The sequence below is a fragment of the Alteromonas sp. OM2203 genome, from assembly GCF_048517045.1.
Classification (GTDB): Bacteria; Pseudomonadota; Gammaproteobacteria; order Enterobacterales; family Alteromonadaceae; genus Alteromonas; species Alteromonas gracilis.
This window is the reverse complement of the sequence record NZ_CP183209.1, coordinates 719,573-736,412: the sequence shown is the minus strand read 5'-3', so window position 1 is coordinate 736,412 and position 16,840 is coordinate 719,573. Positions and strand designations below refer to the sequence as shown.

Genomic DNA, 16,840 nt, shown 5'->3' with positions numbered 1-16,840 from the left:
TACTATAAAGTACCAATGAGTAATCCATAATCCATATCAATGCTTTCAAAGACGCTGTTTTTTACCAGCTTAGAAAAGCTACAGTCTGAGAGTGAGGCGTTGAGAGCGTTTTCACCATCGTTTGTTATCGCCTTCGCTTCGCCGACATTTTTTCTTATTCCCTCATTTCGTAAAACGCTGACTGAAATCTGTCACAATTGCATTGGATGTAGTACTGCAGGTGAAATTTCTGGCAACAGAGTTTTTGAAAATGGTATCACTCTCGTCGCAGTACGTTTCAGTAGCAGTGCACAAGTTAAAATCTACCATACACGTTTACAAGACATGGGGAGCTCATTTAAAACCGGGCAATCATTGGCAGGTGATATAGACAATGAAGGGCTAAGAGGTGTTTATCTCCTCGCGCCCGGTGTTGATGTAAACGGCTCAGCCTTGTTAGAAGGCTTGACGAGCAAGTTACCCGAAAATGTAGGAATAAGCGGAGGACTAGCCGGAGACTATGGCGCGTTTGAACAAACTTATGTGTTGCACCCTGAAGGCGTCGACAGCAGAAGCGTTGCCGCTATCGCTTTTTATGGTGATAGTTTGTCGTTTGATTATAGTGCTCATGGCGGCTGGCGTTCGTTTGGCCCGGCGAGAGCAGTAACATCAGCTACTGCGAATCAGCTCTTTGAATTAGACGGTAGACCTGCGCTTGATATCTATAAAGAGTACCTGGGCGAATACGCAAACGACCTTCCTGCAAGTGGGCTCTTGTTTCCCTTCGAAGTTTTAAACGAGGAAGGTCAACCTACACAGGTCATTAGAACGATACTCGGCATAGATGAATCATCGAAAAGCTTAATCTTGGCAGGCGAAGTTCAACAAAGTCACTACCTACGTTTAATGCACGCGTCGACGGATGATCTTATCGATGGCGCTCATAGGGCTATAGACGGTATTACCAATTCAACCCCTAACTATCATGCTGATTGTCTTGCCCTTGTTACTAGCTGTGTTGGACGCAAACTGGTTATGGGTGACCGGGTTGAAGAAGAAATTGAGGAAATAGACCGTCAACTTACTGGTCAAGTATGTATTGCTGGCTTTTATTCCTATGGTGAAATTAGCCCCTTACTTAATAAGGCCCAATGTGAGTTACACAACCAGACGTTGACTATTATGTTATTAAGGGAAGCAACTTGACCCCACTATTAGAGCGCCAGTTGCGCCGAGCATTCAACCTCGACGATACAGTGACACTCGAGCGCTGGCTCAATGAGCTCAAATCTAAAAGCGATGACGATCAAATTGAGGGAACGGCTGATTTCAAACAAGGGCTAGCATCGCTTATTTCACGAGTCGATGAGTCTTACGCTTTCTTTGAAAGAGATATAACGCTAAGAGATAGAAGTTTGCGCATCAGTTCAGAGGAACTGATGACGGTAAACGAAAAAGTTCGCCAAGAGTACAGCGAACAGAAAGCCGTCATTGAAACCCTTAGACGTGCAGTAAATCAATTGCTTGAAGAGCGAAACAAGCCGCTCATAGATGAAAATTTTACCAATCTTTCCGATCTCAGTGCGCTGACCTATGAACTGATCAACGAACAGAAAAACGCGAATAATGAGCTATTGCTCCAGCGCAAAGCCATGGATAAACACGGTATCGTGGCAACTATAGATCTCAATGGCATTTTGCTGTCGGCGAATGATAAATGCTGTCAGCTTTCCGGATTTTCTCGCGACGAATTAATCGGAAAGAGTACCGCCATTTTCCGCATCCAAAACATTCCAATTGCAGAGCAAAACAGAATATTAGGAACGCTGATTAAAGGTGAAATTTGGCAAGGAGAACTGCACAGTTTTACTAAGACGAATGAGCCATGGACAGTATTTGCCACGGTCGTACCGATTGTGGAATACAACACGCGAGTCAATCGGCTTGTCGTTATCTGCACAGACATGTCGGAACAAATGCGCCTTGCCCGCAAACTAAAAGAGGATCGCGCCTTTTACCAAAGTATTACCAATAGCATCGGCGAAGGGGTATATGCGGTCAATAGCGAGGGAAAAGCTCAGTTTCTCAACCCAGCGGCTTCTCGACTTTTAGGCTGGACCGTCGAGGAACTTGAAGGCCGACGGTTTCACGATACCGTTCATTATCAAAAAGGGGATGGTACACTTCTACCTAGGGAAGAATGTCCAGTCAATTTGACCATAAGAGCGGGCAAATCTTACGCTTCTTACGAAGATTACTTTACGGATAAACGGGGGCGTTTGTTTCCTATCTCTATCGTTGCCGTTCCGCTGCTTGACGAAGACGGCAGGCCAGATGGACATGTTGGAGTCTTTAGCGACATAAGCAGTCGAAAAGCTATCGAGCATAAATTACAGAAAGCTTACGACACCGCTCAAGGCGCGAATAAGGCGAAAAGTGACTTTCTCGCCACCATGAGTCACGAAATTAGAACGCCTATGAATGCTATTATTGGGCTTACTCACCTAGCCTTGGAAACGCAGGACGAAGACCAACGCCAGCAATACCTTGAAAAGGTCCAGCGAAGCTCTAATGCCTTGCTAGAACTAATGAATAGTATTTTAGATTTTTCTAAAGTTGAAGCTAATAAGGTGGATATATTAAACGAACCTTTCACCCTAACTAAAACCATTGAGAAGCTTGCGCAAGTTTTTCAAGTTAAGGCGCAGCAGAAAGGTTTACAGCTACTTTTCGATATACGCTACAACACGAATTCACCATGCCGTGGTGACAGCGAAAAAATTTATCAGGTTCTACTCAACCTTTTAAGCAATGCAATCAAGTTCACAGACAATGGTTATGTAGTGCTTAAAGTTATTAAGCGAGAAGACAAACTCTTTTTCAATGTAAGCGATACCGGTATGGGTATTAGCGATGCAGGGAAGTCAAAGCTCTTTAACGCGTTTGTACAAGCAGATGCCTCCATCTCGAGGAAGTTTGGTGGTACCGGGCTGGGTTTGGCTATTTGCAAACGTCTTGTAGAACTGATGGGCGGGGAGCTTACCCTTAAAAGTAAGATTCACGAAGGTAGCAGTTTCGCTTTTTCGCTTCCAGTCTGCGTCGATGAAGGCCCCGTTATAAAGCCATTCCTGCCAGTATCTTTGCCCTCCGATGTACTTTGTATTCAAACGCACGACAGCGTAGCGCGAGGATGTCAAATTCTCGCTCAAACGCTGAAGAGGCTTAGCATCAATTGCGAAATTGTTGATGAGCACGAAGCACGCTTTGCTTCAACCGGGCAGCAAACCATCGCATTTTTGAGTGATAAGGAGGCGAGCTGGAAAACTTTTTTAGACCGGTTGAATAATAACGACGATTTTCAGCTATGTTGCAATATTCTAGTAAGCCCACTCAGTAGAGCGGACGTACAAAAACGCTTAGGAAAAAAGCGTTACAATGAATTCAGAGTTGTGGAATTACCGTTCTCTGATAGAGAGTTAATCTCGGCACTATCTCCACTTCAATTGCCATTTGGCGAAGCCGCAAAAGAGAGACTTGAAAGTAAAAAATGGCGGGCCAAACGGTTGTCAAACAAGCGTATCTTAGTGGTAGATGACGACCTAATAAGCCTTGAAATAAGCCAGCAAATCTTAGTCGATTTAGGTATGACGGTCGTGACAGCTGCCACAGGAGAGCACGCGCTGACCCTTTGCGAATCGAACACCTTTGACGCAATTTTGCTGGATTGCCACTTACCTGGAATTTCAGGCTATGATGTTGCAGATAAGCTCGTAAACAGAGAGGGATGGCTGACTCCTATAATCGCGCTAAGTGCAGATGAGACTAATGAAGCCTCAGAAAAAGCATTAACGGCAGGTATGTGCTATCACTTAGTGAAGCCAGCAACGGCCGATGAAATAGTCCACACTATCGACTCTCACATTCACGCAGGTTACATCGACATTGATGTGCCCGAACGTTCAGACGAATTTACCATATCGCTGTTGGCGTTCTACACCGCATACAGTCAACGCAGCGTAATGACAGACTTACTTAACATCATACAGTCGCCTTTACATACAAGCGACCTGCTAAACGCGCTACTCGTTGATGCGCGTAAAATAGGGGCTACTACGCTAGAACGCTGCCTTGAGGTTTTACTTGAGTCGCTACAACGACCTGATACCGCTATCGCAAAACATGTTTCAGACTTGTCTTATGCATTGGATGCCACACTGCGACTGATCGCTCATACCATTGATAAAAATGATGAAATTGAAAAAAACCATGACGATCCTACTGTTGACAACGGCGCTTTACTTGCTTCTTTAAGGCAGACAAAAGACGCGCTTGAAACCTATGATGCAAAAGCGCTAGAGCATATATCTTTGCTCGCCACACAATATAGTGAATCAAGCCACTCACACACCATCGCTCATTTAAAGCAACTGACTTCTGTTTATGATTTTGAAAGCGCTTTAACTGTTATAGAAACTCTTATTAATGACGTTATCCATGAAAGTACCTAACAACGCCGAACACGTATTTAATATTCTTGTCGTTGACGACGAGCCGGCGAATATTGATATATTACTGGGCATACTCAGCCCTTTTTACAGTGTTAAAGTCGCCCCCTCAGGGCCTATAGCCCTTAAAATTGCCAAGCAACATACGCCTGACCTTATCTTACTCGATATCATGATGCCGGATATGGATGGGTTTGAGGTATGTGAGCGACTTAAATCAGATGCAGTACTTAGCCAGATTCCTGTGATTTTCGTGACAGCTCTTACCCAAGGCGAAAGTGAAGAAAAAGGGTTTAAGCTTGGTGCAGTAGATTACATTACGAAACCTGTCTCACCTAGCATAGCGCTGATGCGAGTAAAAACCCATCTCAGTCTCGCACATCAAATGCGCACTACAGAAAAGTTAGTGGCTAAACGCACTGAGGAACTTAGCAAAAGTCAGCAAAGTGCTATTACCATGCTAGCGGCTGCAGGCCATTACAATGATACGGACACGGGGCATCATATTTGGCGCATGGCTGCTTATAGCAAATGCTTAGCCATGGCCTCGGGCTGGTCTTATGATGATGCATGCTTACTCGCGCAAGCCGCCCCCATGCACGATACAGGAAAAATAGGAATACCTGACTCAATTTTAAAAGCGCCGCGCAGGCTTACAAACAGTGAAATGGAAGTTATGCAATCTCACGCGCAAATAGGACATAAAATTCTCTCCCGTTGTGATACTCCACTGTTTAATCTTGCTGCTGAGATTGCCCTATGTCACCACGAAAAATGGAATGGTGCTGGCTATCCGCATGGATTGGCAGGAGAGAGCATCCCAGAAAGCGCCCGTATTGTAGCCATTGCAGATGTTTTTGATGCCCTTACAATGAAGCGCCCTTACAAAAAAGCATGGGATGATGGAGAGGCATTCGACTATTTACTTCAAGGTGCAGGTAAGCATTTTGACCCTAGATTAGTTGACTGCTTTTTATCAATAAAAAACGAAATTATCGAAACCAAGCACTATTGGAACCAATTAGAAGCGGAAGGAAAGGTTGTGTCAGTGAGTGATTTACTTCCTAAAAACCTTTAATACCAGTCCGCATAGATAATTACGAGATGTCGTCACAACTTTTAATAGCACAAACAGCCGCATATTTGGAATAAAGGCGCAGTTAGAGTAAACCTATCAAATATTAAATTAAAAACTAGCACGCACAAAAAAGGGTCGATTACTCGACCCTTTGAATTTTTAAGCTTCGAACTTCGCTGCTACTAACTTGCACCTAACTCAGCTGCAATGGCGTCTGCCTGACGTTTTTCGCCCTGCACAAACTGCTTCCACTGCTGCGCCATAGCACGGCTTTTCTGATGCTTTTCTGCTTCAGCTAGCTGATTAAGCGCAAGGGCATATTGCTTCTTATTGTAAAGTGCCATGCCTTTGATCAAGTAAACCAAACCCGGGTTTCTCAAATCACCTTTTTCAACCGCACGGTCTGCCGCAGAGATGGCATCGTCAAAACGCTCTTCATTAAGAAGAATTTGCGCTAACTGTGCATCTAATTCACCATCGTCAGAAAGCTCAGCGGCTTGCATCATAACGGGAATGGCTTTGTCTTGCTCTTTAGCAAGTGACCAGCTTTGGCCTAAGAACTTAAGGTTGCGCAAGTTTTTCTCTAACACACCGTCGTTCATTGCTTGTTCCATCAATTTAGCACCTTTATACGGTACACGGTGATAGTAATAAAGCTGTGCCATGTTAAACACATCAGCTGACGTATTAACAAAACCACGCTGATAAGCCGTTTCCATAATAGCAAGCTGCTTGCGTTCTTCACCTAGCTCACCGTACATACCAGCTAGCTGGATCCAATATTTAGGCTCGTCAAACAACTTCACCATTTTAGTAAGAACGTCTTTAACCTTTTGAGGCTGCTTGAGTTCATAAAAAATAGCACGCTGAAGTATTAACCAGCCTTCGTCAGGGATCATGCCTTCAGCTTCGTGATCGGCAACCGCTTCAGAAATCCACATTGCCGCTTCGTCGTACTTCTTATTCTGATAGTACGCTTGGGCTTTGATGACTTTGTTTTTAACCGGTACAGGGCCTGTATTTAGGCTTTCCCAACGTTCTAAATAAGTGATGGTGTCGTCGTAATTCCCCTGCATTAGGTTAAGCTGAGCCAAGCTGAAAAGCGTTGTCATTTCGAACTTTTCAGGAATAGGCTGCTGCTCTACCACTCTAGCAAACGATTCCAACGCTTTTGTATAGTCTTCGTTGTTGTAATAAATGAAGCCGAAAAAGTTGTACATCATGGCTTTTTCGTAGGCATTCATTGAGTCAGACTTATCTTCTACTTCTTTCAAAATAGCGATAGCTTCTTCAACGTTACCGGCTTCATCCGCCGCCGTTTGTGCGCGGGCTAACTGCTCGTAAACCTTACCGCGTAGCGTGGGTACACGGCGAGTTTTCTTCTCGCTCGCTTTTTGCTCTTGCGCAACAGCATCATTGGCAACCAACATGCTGGGTACAGATACCGTGGCCGATGCAAATGCAAACGCCAGTGCACTAAGCAATGTATTCGTCTGTTTTCTCATCATGATCTGTTACCCGTCAATTTGGAACGAAATACGGTTTTGTACACCAGACACTTCTGTTGCTTCACCGTTAACCACGCGAGGCTTATATTTAAACTTCATGGCAGCATCGATAGCCGCTTGTTCAAATATACCTTCTGGGTTTGCTTCTACAACAATTGGGTCGCGCACCGCACCTTGCTTAGTCACCGTAAATTCAACAATAACAAAGCCTTCAATGCCCCGTTGAAGTGCACGTCGCGGATATACCGGCGCAACTTTAACAATTGGAAGGTATTCACCGTCGCCTGACTCAAGGGCTAGGCCTCCGTCTAAAGAGATGTCGTCTCCCACTTCAGCACCGAAGTCCATTGACGTACCTTCGGCGTCAGGAGAAGGTGAGTCCATCTGAGGCTGCTCCATTTGCGGGGGCGGCTCTTCTGGCTTGGGTGGCTTCTTCGGCTTACGATCTTTTTTCTCAACCTGTTCATCCTGCTTGACCCTAACAAAGTCAAGCACGCTTCCCTTAGGCGGCTCAGTTAGTGCGCTGCCACCCATCTTGATAAGCGATTGCATCAAGAAGAACAGGCCTAACGTGATCGCAAGGGATAGTACAAATGCGATTAAATATCGTGGCATGATTTATTGCTCTTGGGCTGCAATCGAAACATCGTAAACGCCAGCGGCTCGCGACGCGTCCATAACCTTAATCAGGGTTTCTGTTGTAGCCTTTTTATCAGCTTGTATAACAACAGAACCCTGTGGGTTTTCTGCGCGAAGACGCTCAATGTTCGCTTGTACTGCGCGAACGTCGATACGACGTTTGTTAATCCAAATTTCGCCTTTATCTGAAATTGCGATAAGGATATTAGCGCGGTCCTTTTTCACAGCAGTTGCTGCTTCTGGACGGTTAACATCAATACCGGCTTCTTTCACAAATGACGCAGTCACAATGAAGAAGATCAACATGATAAATACAACGTCCAGCATGGGCGTCATGTCGATGGCTGCTTCTTCTTCATCGACTAAGTTTTGAAAGTGCTGCTTCATAATAAATACCTTACCTTAACGCTTAACTAGCATTAACGTTGAATAATCAATGCATCCTCAAGATGCGTGCGTTCTGATTTCACCGTACGGGTTAACCAAGTAGCGGCGAATACGCCTGAAAGCGCGCCAACCATACCCGCCATTGTGGGGATAGTGGCTTTTGATACACCTGATGCCATTGAACGAGCATTACCTGAGCCCGCAATCGCCATTACATCAAACACTTCAATCATACCGGTTACCGTTCCCATCAAGCCTAGCAGCGGACAAAGCGCGACCAGTGCTTGAATAATAGGAATGCTACCGTTAAGACGCATAGTTAACTGTGAAATCGTTTTCTGACGAACTTGCTCAGCGAACCAAGATGAGCGGTCGGTACGTGCTGTCCACATCGCAACCGCTTCTTTCTTAGCTTGCTTGTGCCAAACCATCAGATACATCGCACGCTCGAGGATCAAAAGCCACATAACGAATATCAGCAGACCGATGACCAGGAGAACCTGACCACCTGTTTCTGTGAAATCGCGAATTGCTTCTAGAAACTCGATCATGATTAGCCTCGCTCAGCGCGCTCTGCAATTACGCCAGACGCCTGTTCTTGTAGGATGTACACAATGTTCTTAGAACGCGTGTTAAGCATTGCATAAAGCAGTGTCATTGGAATCGCTACAACTAACCCTAGTACTGTTGTTACAAGTGCAGTTGAAATACCACCTGCCATTAGTTTCGGGTCACCGGTACCAAACAAGGTAATTGCCTGGAAGGTATTAATCATACCCGTTACCGTACCTAGTAGACCCATAAGCGGTGCAACTACTGAGATAATCTTGATGATAGTTAGGTTGCGGCCTAGCTTAGGCACTTCGCCTAAAATCGCTTCTGTAAGGTGAAGTTCAAGCGCTTCAACATCAGCATTTGGATGCTCGTCACGTACCTTAAGTACACGGCCAAGTGGGTTGTTAGTGTTTACTTCTTTGCTCTTAAGCTGTTTGTTCACTTTCATGCGAATAAGCGACAGCGTTACAAGACGTTCTAGAGCAAGTAGTAAACCGAATGCACCTACGATAAGAATGATGTAACCTACTACACCGCCCTGCTCTACACGCTCTTGAAGGTTAGGCGCTTGAACAAGAAGACCTAAGATTGAACCACCCGTTGGGTCGATACCGAACTGAACTAATTCACCGCTTGATGCTTGTAGTTCAGCAGCAGAGTCCATGTAACGATCTGCTGGCTGACGTACAAGTTCAGATACTGTACCTGTTACACCGTTGTACTCTAGGTATTTACCATCAGCAACAAGTGCAAAAGGACCTACGCGAACAACAGACTTATTCACTTTTTCACCGCCCGCTTCAACAACGTCTGTCTTGAACGTAGTTACTTTGCCAGCTTCAGTCATTTCGCGCTGCATTTCAAACCAAACGCGCTCAATTTCTTCAATTGATGCTAGTTTTGAACTTGACCCCATGTCTTGTGCCATCTTATCAAGAAAGTCAGCACGGCCAGGGATTTGTGCAGAGACCACTGAGTTATAGAATTTGTTTTTGGTGTCGCCAGCAATTTGCTGTAACACACCGAACAGTTCTTTCAATGAACCAAGACGTGTGTCTAGTGCACCGTTTAAGTCAGCAAGCTTAAATTCGTTTTCTTCGAACTGAGTTTCAAGCTGCTCTGATTGTGCAAGCATTTGGTCGCGCTTTTCACGAGTTTCGCGAAGAATGCGATCTTGCTCTGCACGTTGCGCTTGGAAATCACGTTCGCGCTGTTTGTTTTGCTGTGACTGTGCGAACTGACCTTCTTCTAGCTGTTTAAGAAGTGCGTCCAAGTCCATAGCACGGTCGCTTTGTGCGAAAGCACCAACGCTGATGCTAAGGGCTGCTAGACCAACAGCGATACGTTTTACTGAATTAAACATTCTCATCAACCTCTTAGTCTGTAATTGCCACTGGCAGCATTAGCAAGTCTGGTGCAAGTTGCTTCTTCGCCATGCGCAGACCTTTTGTAATTTGTGTACGGTAGCTGCTATCAAGCTCTTCCCACTGACGAGTTTGCTTGTTCCAAACACCTTGCATGCTTGCATCACGTGTTTGATAAATTAGCGCTGTGCGACCAAGGCGTAGAAATTCAACGTCACGCTCTTGACCGTTAATTGAATGAATACCGCTGTATGCTTCCATAGTACGGCCGTAGTCCATCTCTACTTGATACGCTTCCATTACGCGGCGGAACTTCTCAGACGCAGCCACATCGGCACGGTCCATCATAGCGCGAAGGTCAGCAACGCGATTTGCGCGCTCTTCTGGAAGGAATGGTACGTCTAGCGCAACGAACTGCTCTAGGCCGTCAATCATGCGCATCATTAGTGGCGTGATTTGACGCTCAACAACTGACACTTCGTCAATAGCCGAGTTTAGGTCTGCCATTTCTTGTTCTTGGTTACTGATTTGCTTACGAAGCTGAGTGTTATAAACCTCAAGGCCTTCGATTTCTTTCATCAAAGTTTTGAACTGTTGAAGTTTGCTGTCGATTTGATCGGTAATACCGTTGATCTTTTCTTGCGATTTCGCCGCTGACTCGTTTATTTTCGCTGCCTCATCGACAACGGGTTTTAAGACTTCATCGTCTTGTGCCAGTACGGGTGTCGCTGTCAGCGCACCTGCAACTAGCAAAGCATTGATAAGCTTCATACATTCAAACCTTTAAAGTTAAAAGAAATCGGTTGTATCCGACTATAAATTTCTGCGCGTAGGATAGGAGTTTTCTGTGACAGTTTTATTACGGAACTGTCATAAATAGACCAAACTGTCATCTATTAAACATAAAAAAGGCCGCTGATTAGCGGCCTCTGTAATAAGTTAGGGTTTAGAAGTCATACTTAAATGACAATCTAATACCCGTACCTCTTGTCTCTGACCTAAGCAGCGTATCGTTGAATTCAATTTCACGATCTTCACCTAGGATATTCTGAACACGTAATGTGACAGTGCTATTAAAGTCTGGGTAATACTTATACACCATATCCAGTGAATGGAATGGTTGTTCGAAGTTATCGTCGAAGCCATCAATACCCGGAATTAGAATACGCTCACCGAATACGTTGTATACTAATGACGCAGAGTGTTCACCATTATCTGAGTCATAACCCAACTGCATGTTAAGTACATACTGAGAGTGGCCGGTCATTCGGCGCTCAACATTAGTAATTGCCGCAGAAACACCAGTTTGCTCAACGATATTCTGACGATCTAATACGATTTCAGAATCACTGACAGTGATGTTACCTGTAGTAAACAAGTTGTCCCAAATACCGTCGCCAATGAAGGCTAAGTCTTGTAGGAATTCAACTTCAACCCCGTACACCTCGCCAGATTCAGCGTTAGCAATACGAATTAGCGGTGGACCATCCTGAGCCGGAGACTGAACCGATTCGATAGGCGCCTCCATGTCTTTGTAGAAAAGACCTACAGACACGTTGTTACCCGCTTCCCGGTACCACTCCCAACGTAAATCATAGTTAATGATATCTGTAGTGCTTACACCAGGTGTACCCGCAATAGGGAAGTTAGTTAACGGGTCTAAGTAAGTTGCTGATGACACTTCACGAAGATCGGGACGTACAACCGTTTGACCGATACTTGCACGCAGCTGCATATCGTCTTCTAAGAAGTAAGTCACTGCCAGCGCTGGATAGAAACCGTCTTCTTGGAACGCAAGCTGTGAACGATCTGCTTCGTCACTCAAGTCAAACTGGTTTGTGCGCGGGTCTAGCGGCGCCACTACCTGACGGAAGTCTTCATAACGAGCACCACCAGTGAAACGCCACTTGTTGTCATAGAAGAAATCAGCTTCTAGATAGTACGCATCAATTTTCTGACCCGCTACATAGTCATCACCAGCAATAGTCGTATCACGAATGATAGGTCGGCTAGACAAAGACAGGCTGTCTAAAACGCTGTCGCTGAAGATTTCGCTAAAGTCGTTACCATCTAATATTGAACGGTCTTCAACACCTAACGTATTGATATCGAAACGGCGGTTTTCTGCAGTACGAGTTTTGGTTACAAAGCTTGCACCCACTTTGTACTCAGTTTCCCACTTACCCATTGTCATCGGGTAAGTCACGTTATAACCAAAGTTCTCCAAGCGGTCATGAAGGTCTTGAAACGTATATCGAGCCGCAGTTTGTGCATCTGACAAGAAGATTTCGTTTTCATCATCAAAGATGCCGTCTTGGTTCACGTCTTCCATTACGAAACGCGCATTGAAGTTACCCGGCGCATGACGTACAGAGCGACCCAATGAGTAAGTCCAATCAATACCCATGAAGTTAAGTTCTGGGATGGTGTGTTGACCTTTAATCTGATTGGTATATAGCGAGCGCTCTTCGTATTGAACGTCGATATCGCGAATACGCAAGCCTTCTGCTTGGTTCAAGTTTTCCGTGTTACCAAACATTTCGCGAATTTCATCGCGCGTATCGTTTAGTACAATAAGGCTGTAATCAATACGATGTTGACGGTTGTAGTCTACACCTAGTGTTAATAGTGAAGACCAAGTCACCGTTTGCTCAGTACCTTGAATATCGTCAAAGAAGCGTACATTGATAATGTCATCGCCTACTAAGTCAGGATCTTGTAGCTCGTATTCTTCAGAAGAGCGGGTTTGGGCTGAGTAACGTGAAGTTACCAAAAAGCCAAAACGCCAGTCGTCGTCGTAATCGTAACTGTCTCCGTAAGTTACGTTAAAACGCATATCAGGATCGGCAGACTCTCTTTCTAGCCCGTATTCTCTGTTAACACCCTTGAACAGTTCTAATGCTTCTTCTGGCTCTAGGTCGTCCAGGAAATTCTTTGAATCCCAACGTTCTTGAATAGCAGCAGAAACACCACGAGTACCGTCGTCTTCACCTGTCCAGTCGCGACCGCCACCAGCATAATCTAACACGTCACCCGAGTTTTCTGTATCAATACCAACCGCAGCTGATATGTTGAAAACACGCTGTGTAGGAATAGATTTTAAACGAATATTTACGTTACCACCGCCGAAAGCAGCGGGCATAGATGGTGAATACGATTTCTGAACCGCAAGGCTTTCGATAATGCTCGACGGGAATAAGTCGAGGGGGATTACGTTACGCGTTGGATCCGGGCTTGGCACGATCGCGCCATTTAGTTGTGTTGATGAGTAACGCTCACCAAGACCACGAACGTAGATAAAACGACCATCTACCAGTGTTAGACCAGTTACCCGGCGAAGTGCACCCGCAGCATCACTGTCACCAGTACGAGCAATCTGCTCAGCACCCATAATATCAGCAACGAAGGCTTGATTTTTACGTTCTTCCATTACTGCTGTCGCGGTACCCTTTAGGCGTGTACCAGTTGCGACAACTTCCTCAATCACTTCTTCTTCATTTGATTGAGCGTTGGCTATAGTCGCTGGAAACAAGATACTTGCTGCAACGGCTAAGCTAATGGGCTTTAGAAGAAACCTGTTAGCAGGTCTGTTCATGATGAACCTCTTTAGAAAGGAATACTTTCACGAAAATTATTCGTGTCTTACAAACTTAAAAGCAAGTGCGCCACTTTTTGCAACGCACTTGCTTGTTTTTAGCTATGCGAACTGGGCCTTATTCAAGGCCTACAGTCCATCCTGCAGTCCAGTCGTTATCAGCGTCTTTAACTGCGCCGATAAAGTCTACTGACGAGAAGAAGCTGTCTAGCGTCGATACGTCAGTCGCTACTGTTGCATCCACTGTGTAGATACCGTTAAGTACTGTTGCAGTGTTATCAAGTAGGCTGTTACCTGTTTGCGCAGTGAACCAATCTTCTTGGCTAAAGTCGCCAGAGTCTTTGATATTTTCCGCACACGCTAGTACAGATGTTTCAAAAGTAAGTTGTGGGTCGTTAGTGCCGTCCATGTTAGCAAGTAGCGTAGTGTCGCCATCGCTAAGGTCAGCTTCGAAACATTCACCCATACCCGCTGGGCCAGTGACTACGAAGTTGTATAACTGCGCGTTAGTTTGGTCACGAAGTAGAACACCTTCTGAGTCAGCGTCAGCAGTGTCGAACTCGTTACCAATGATAGTCATGTTAGCAATCATTGGGTTAGAGAACGCTAGACCGTCACCGCCGTCACCGTCACCTTCAATTGCGCGGTTAGCATCAGAGTTGTCTTCAGCGTGCTTAACTAGTACGAACTGAAGCTTACCTACGTAGCCGTTATCCCAGTCTACAGAGTCATCTTGAATGCCTGTTAGCGTAAGGTACTTAACGTTTACTGCACCACCAAAGAACTCAACACCATCATCCGCGTTTTTGTGTACTTGTACATACTCAACAGTAGTACCAGAACCTACACCGCCAAACGTGATACCGTTTAGTTCGTTATCTGGGGCGATTTCGAAACCACCGTGCATTACGCGAACGTAGCGAAGCGTACCAGAACTATCAGTGTTATCTGTACCACCGAACACTGCACCTTCTTGTGCACCTTCAACTTGAAGTGAACAATCAGTACCGTCCTGAGGACACTTAGTAGATTCACCGTTACCTAGAACGATCATGCCGCCCCATTGGCCAGCTTCACCCGCCTCAAGGCCGCCAACAACGTGGTCACGTGAAGTAAACGTGATTGGGTTTTCAGCAGTACCGTTTGCATTAATCTCTGAGTCACGGCTAATTACTAGGTAGTCGTTACCAGATGCGCCATAAACAGTTACGCCAGGCTCGACAGTAAGGGTTGCGCTGTTTTCTTTGTCGCCACCTACGAATACTGCACCTGAAAGCGCGTAGAAGTTACCTTCTGTAAGGGTAAGGTCAGACGTGATAGTGCCAGACACTTCGCACGTAGTGGTTGAACCGTCTACTGGCGTAATTGACGTTGTACCTGACGGGCAACCAGAAGCAGATTGTGCTAGTTCGATGTTACCGCCACCGAAACCGAATGCCCAACCTTGACGCCAGTCGTCTTCACCAACAGCACCAACGAATGTGTTTGCTTCAAAGAAAGTATCAAGCAATGTAGATGCGTCGCCACCAGCAGTAAGAAGTGCGCTTTCTGCTGTAAGTGTACCGTCCGGGTTAAGACCAAGATTTGCACGGTCTTCAAACGCGATTAGCTGGTTACCTTCTTGGCCTGTGAACCATGCTTCTAGGTCAACTGCACCCTCTGGCGTATTGAACGGCTCAGAACAAGCAATCGCTGAGTAAGTCATGGTTAGGTCACCGTCAGAAAGGTTAGCTTGAACCGTTTCGTCAGTGTCCATTTCTAAACACTCGCCCATTGCTTCTGGACCAGTGATAAGGAAGTTCATTAGGTTTGCGCCAGTTTGGTCGCGAAGTAGTAGACCTTCAGAGTCAGCGTCAGCTGTATCGAAAGTGTTACCGATCACTGTCATGTTAGCGATCATTGGCTTAGAGAATTCTAGACCGTCACCACCGTCGCCGTCACCTTCAATACCGCGGTTCGCGTCAGAGTTGTCAGCGGCATGCTGAACATAAACGTACTGAAGCTTACCTTTATAACCGTTGTCCCAGTCTACTGAGTCATCTTGGTTAGCCGTTAAAACTAGGTGTTTCGCGTTTACCGCACCGCCGAAGAATTCTACACCGTCATCTGCGTTGCTGTGTACTTGTACATAGTCAACTTCTGTACCTGAACCAACACCACCGAAAGTGATACCGTTAAGTTCGTTGTCTGGCGCAATTTCAAAACCAGCGTACTTAACTACTACGTATTTAAGGATACCAGAGCTGTCTGTATCGTCTGTACCACCAAATACTGCACCTTCTTCTGCACCTTCAACCTGAAGCGCGCAGTCAGAACCATCTTGTGGGCACTTAGTTGATGTACCGTTACCAAGGATAACAACACCACCCCATTGACCAGCACCAACTTCGTCGCCAACAACATCGTTGAATGAAGTCATGATGATTGGAGAAGATGCTGTACCTTCTGCTTCAATTTTTGAGTCACGGCTAACTACAAGGTAATCAGCACCAGTACGACCAAAGATTACAGTGCCTTCTTCAATAGCAAGCGTTACGCTGTCAGCTTTGTCATTACCAACGAAAACTGGACCTTCAAGCGCCCATACTTTGTCGTTTGTTAGTGTAACAACGCCTTGTGCATCTGCATCGTCTGCAGTCAAACGACCAGAAAGAACACGTACTTCAACCGTTTGGCCGAATGCTTCAGAAACTTCGCCACTTAGAAAAGAGCTTACTTCACCTGGAGCAGTGTCAGTTGAACCTGTATCACCGCCAGTGTTGCCGCCGTCAGTGTCACTGCCATTGTTATTAGTAGTATTAGTAACGCTGTTATCAATATCGCCTTCGCTGATATTGATGTCGCCGCCACAGCCAGCTAGCACAAGCGCAGTAGCAATCGCTGAAGCTTTGAAAAGTTGCTTAAGTTCCATGTGTTTCTCCAGGTACGGTATAATTATGGATTTAGAAAACGCGGAAACTTTAACTGAGGTAAATGACACATTTGTTACATTAAGGCGCTGTAACAAAAGTTTCATATAAAAAGTTCAAATTTTTGCTAACTGAAAGAGGGCGAGGCTAAAAAAAATCGAGCTTCAAAAATTATTTTTTTATTTTTCTTATACTTATGACTAGTGTAATTGCGGCGACTAATTTCATCAAAAGCGCGCCCTAGAGTGAACGAGCTCTAGAATCAATCACCTAGAATAAAGTTAGGGAACGCAGAAAAGCAATTTATGACGCAATTATGAC

11 protein-coding genes are annotated in these 16,840 nt (G+C 45.3%); 3 read left to right on the top strand and 8 right to left on the bottom strand.

Going from position 1 to position 16,840, the window contains the following annotated elements:
* The first annotated feature begins 39 nt into the window (after window positions 1-39).
* Genes ACM0P2_RS03260 through ACM0P2_RS03250 form a run of 3 tightly spaced genes read left to right on the top strand, consistent with a single transcriptional unit; the run spans window position 40 to window position 5,562 of the window.
* Window positions 40-1,185, top strand: coding sequence for an FIST signal transduction protein (locus ACM0P2_RS03260; RefSeq protein ID WP_159119515.1), 1,146 nt, complete (start codon window positions 40-42; stop codon window positions 1,183-1,185).
* Entirely contained in the window at window positions 1,182-4,487 is a 3,306-nt protein-coding gene (locus tag ACM0P2_RS03255) for an ATP-binding protein (RefSeq protein WP_419227270.1), read from the top strand. Before ACM0P2_RS03260 ends, ACM0P2_RS03255 begins: the two co-directional genes overlap by 4 nt.
* The gene (locus ACM0P2_RS03250; protein ID WP_159119517.1) at window positions 4,474-5,562 is read left to right on the top strand and encodes a response regulator; all 1,089 of its coding nucleotides are present in this window, start codon (window positions 4,474-4,476) and stop codon (window positions 5,560-5,562) included. The genes ACM0P2_RS03255 and ACM0P2_RS03250 overlap by 14 nt, the downstream gene beginning before the upstream one ends.
* 182 nt (window positions 5,563-5,744) lie before the next feature.
* Here ACM0P2_RS03250 and ACM0P2_RS03245 read toward each other — a convergent pair whose 3' ends face one another.
* The 8 genes from ACM0P2_RS03245 to ACM0P2_RS03210 form a co-directional block, all read right to left on the bottom strand.
* Complete coding sequence (locus tag ACM0P2_RS03245; RefSeq protein WP_159119518.1) at window positions 5,745-7,070, bottom strand: tetratricopeptide repeat protein; 1,326 nt, start codon at window positions 7,068-7,070, stop codon at window positions 5,745-5,747.
* 6 nt (window positions 7,071-7,076) lie between these two features.
* Window positions 7,077-7,685: an energy transducer TonB gene (locus tag ACM0P2_RS03240; protein WP_159119519.1), complete on the bottom strand. Its 609-nt coding sequence runs from the start codon at window positions 7,683-7,685 to the stop codon at window positions 7,077-7,079.
* A 3-nt stretch (window positions 7,686-7,688) separates the two neighbouring features.
* Entirely contained in the window at window positions 7,689-8,096 is a 408-nt protein-coding gene (locus ACM0P2_RS03235; RefSeq protein WP_014948289.1) for an ExbD/TolR family protein, read from the bottom strand.
* Window positions 8,097-8,128: 32 nt separating this feature from the next.
* Window positions 8,129-8,647, bottom strand: a complete 519-nt coding sequence (locus tag ACM0P2_RS03230; protein WP_120960856.1) for a MotA/TolQ/ExbB proton channel family protein — start codon at window positions 8,645-8,647, stop codon at window positions 8,129-8,131.
* A gap of 2 nt (window positions 8,648-8,649) precedes the next feature.
* Window positions 8,650-10,014, bottom strand: coding sequence for a MotA/TolQ/ExbB proton channel family protein (locus ACM0P2_RS03225; protein WP_159119520.1), 1,365 nt, complete (start codon window positions 10,012-10,014; stop codon window positions 8,650-8,652).
* A 13-nt stretch (window positions 10,015-10,027) separates the two neighbouring features.
* Complete coding sequence (locus tag ACM0P2_RS03220; RefSeq protein ID WP_159119521.1) at window positions 10,028-10,786, bottom strand: DUF3450 domain-containing protein; 759 nt, start codon at window positions 10,784-10,786, stop codon at window positions 10,028-10,030.
* Between the two features lie 175 nt (window positions 10,787-10,961).
* Window positions 10,962-13,610, bottom strand: a complete 2,649-nt coding sequence (locus tag ACM0P2_RS03215; protein ID WP_159119522.1) for a TonB-dependent receptor domain-containing protein — start codon at window positions 13,608-13,610, stop codon at window positions 10,962-10,964.
* A gap of 118 nt (window positions 13,611-13,728) precedes the next feature.
* A complete protein-coding gene (locus ACM0P2_RS03210; protein ID WP_419227269.1) occupies window positions 13,729-16,521 on the bottom strand; it encodes a hypothetical protein in 2,793 nt (930 codons plus the stop codon).
* Window positions 16,522-16,840 lie beyond the last annotated feature (319 nt).

Coding starts and splice junctions, on each gene's coding strand:
- ACM0P2_RS03260 (WP_159119515.1), top strand. CDS start 40: ATGCTTTCAAAGACGCTGTTTTTTACCAGCTTAGAAAAGCTACAGTCT.
- ACM0P2_RS03250 (WP_159119517.1), top strand. CDS start 4,474: ATGAAAGTACCTAACAACGCCGAACACGTATTTAATATTCTTGTCGTT.
- ACM0P2_RS03245 (WP_159119518.1), bottom strand. CDS start 7,070: ATGATGAGAAAACAGACGAATACATTGCTTAGTGCACTGGCGTTTGCA.
- ACM0P2_RS03240 (WP_159119519.1), bottom strand. CDS start 7,685: ATGCCACGATATTTAATCGCATTTGTACTATCCCTTGCGATCACGTTA.
- ACM0P2_RS03235 (WP_014948289.1), bottom strand. CDS start 8,096: ATGAAGCAGCACTTTCAAAACTTAGTCGATGAAGAAGAAGCAGCCATC.
- ACM0P2_RS03230 (WP_120960856.1), bottom strand. CDS start 8,647: ATGATCGAGTTTCTAGAAGCAATTCGCGATTTCACAGAAACAGGTGGT.
- ACM0P2_RS03225 (WP_159119520.1), bottom strand. CDS start 10,014: ATGTTTAATTCAGTAAAACGTATCGCTGTTGGTCTAGCAGCCCTTAGC.
- ACM0P2_RS03220 (WP_159119521.1), bottom strand. CDS start 10,786: ATGAAGCTTATCAATGCTTTGCTAGTTGCAGGTGCGCTGACAGCGACA.
- ACM0P2_RS03215 (WP_159119522.1), bottom strand. CDS start 13,610: ATGAACAGACCTGCTAACAGGTTTCTTCTAAAGCCCATTAGCTTAGCC.
- ACM0P2_RS03210 (WP_419227269.1), bottom strand. CDS start 16,521: ATGGAACTTAAGCAACTTTTCAAAGCTTCAGCGATTGCTACTGCGCTT.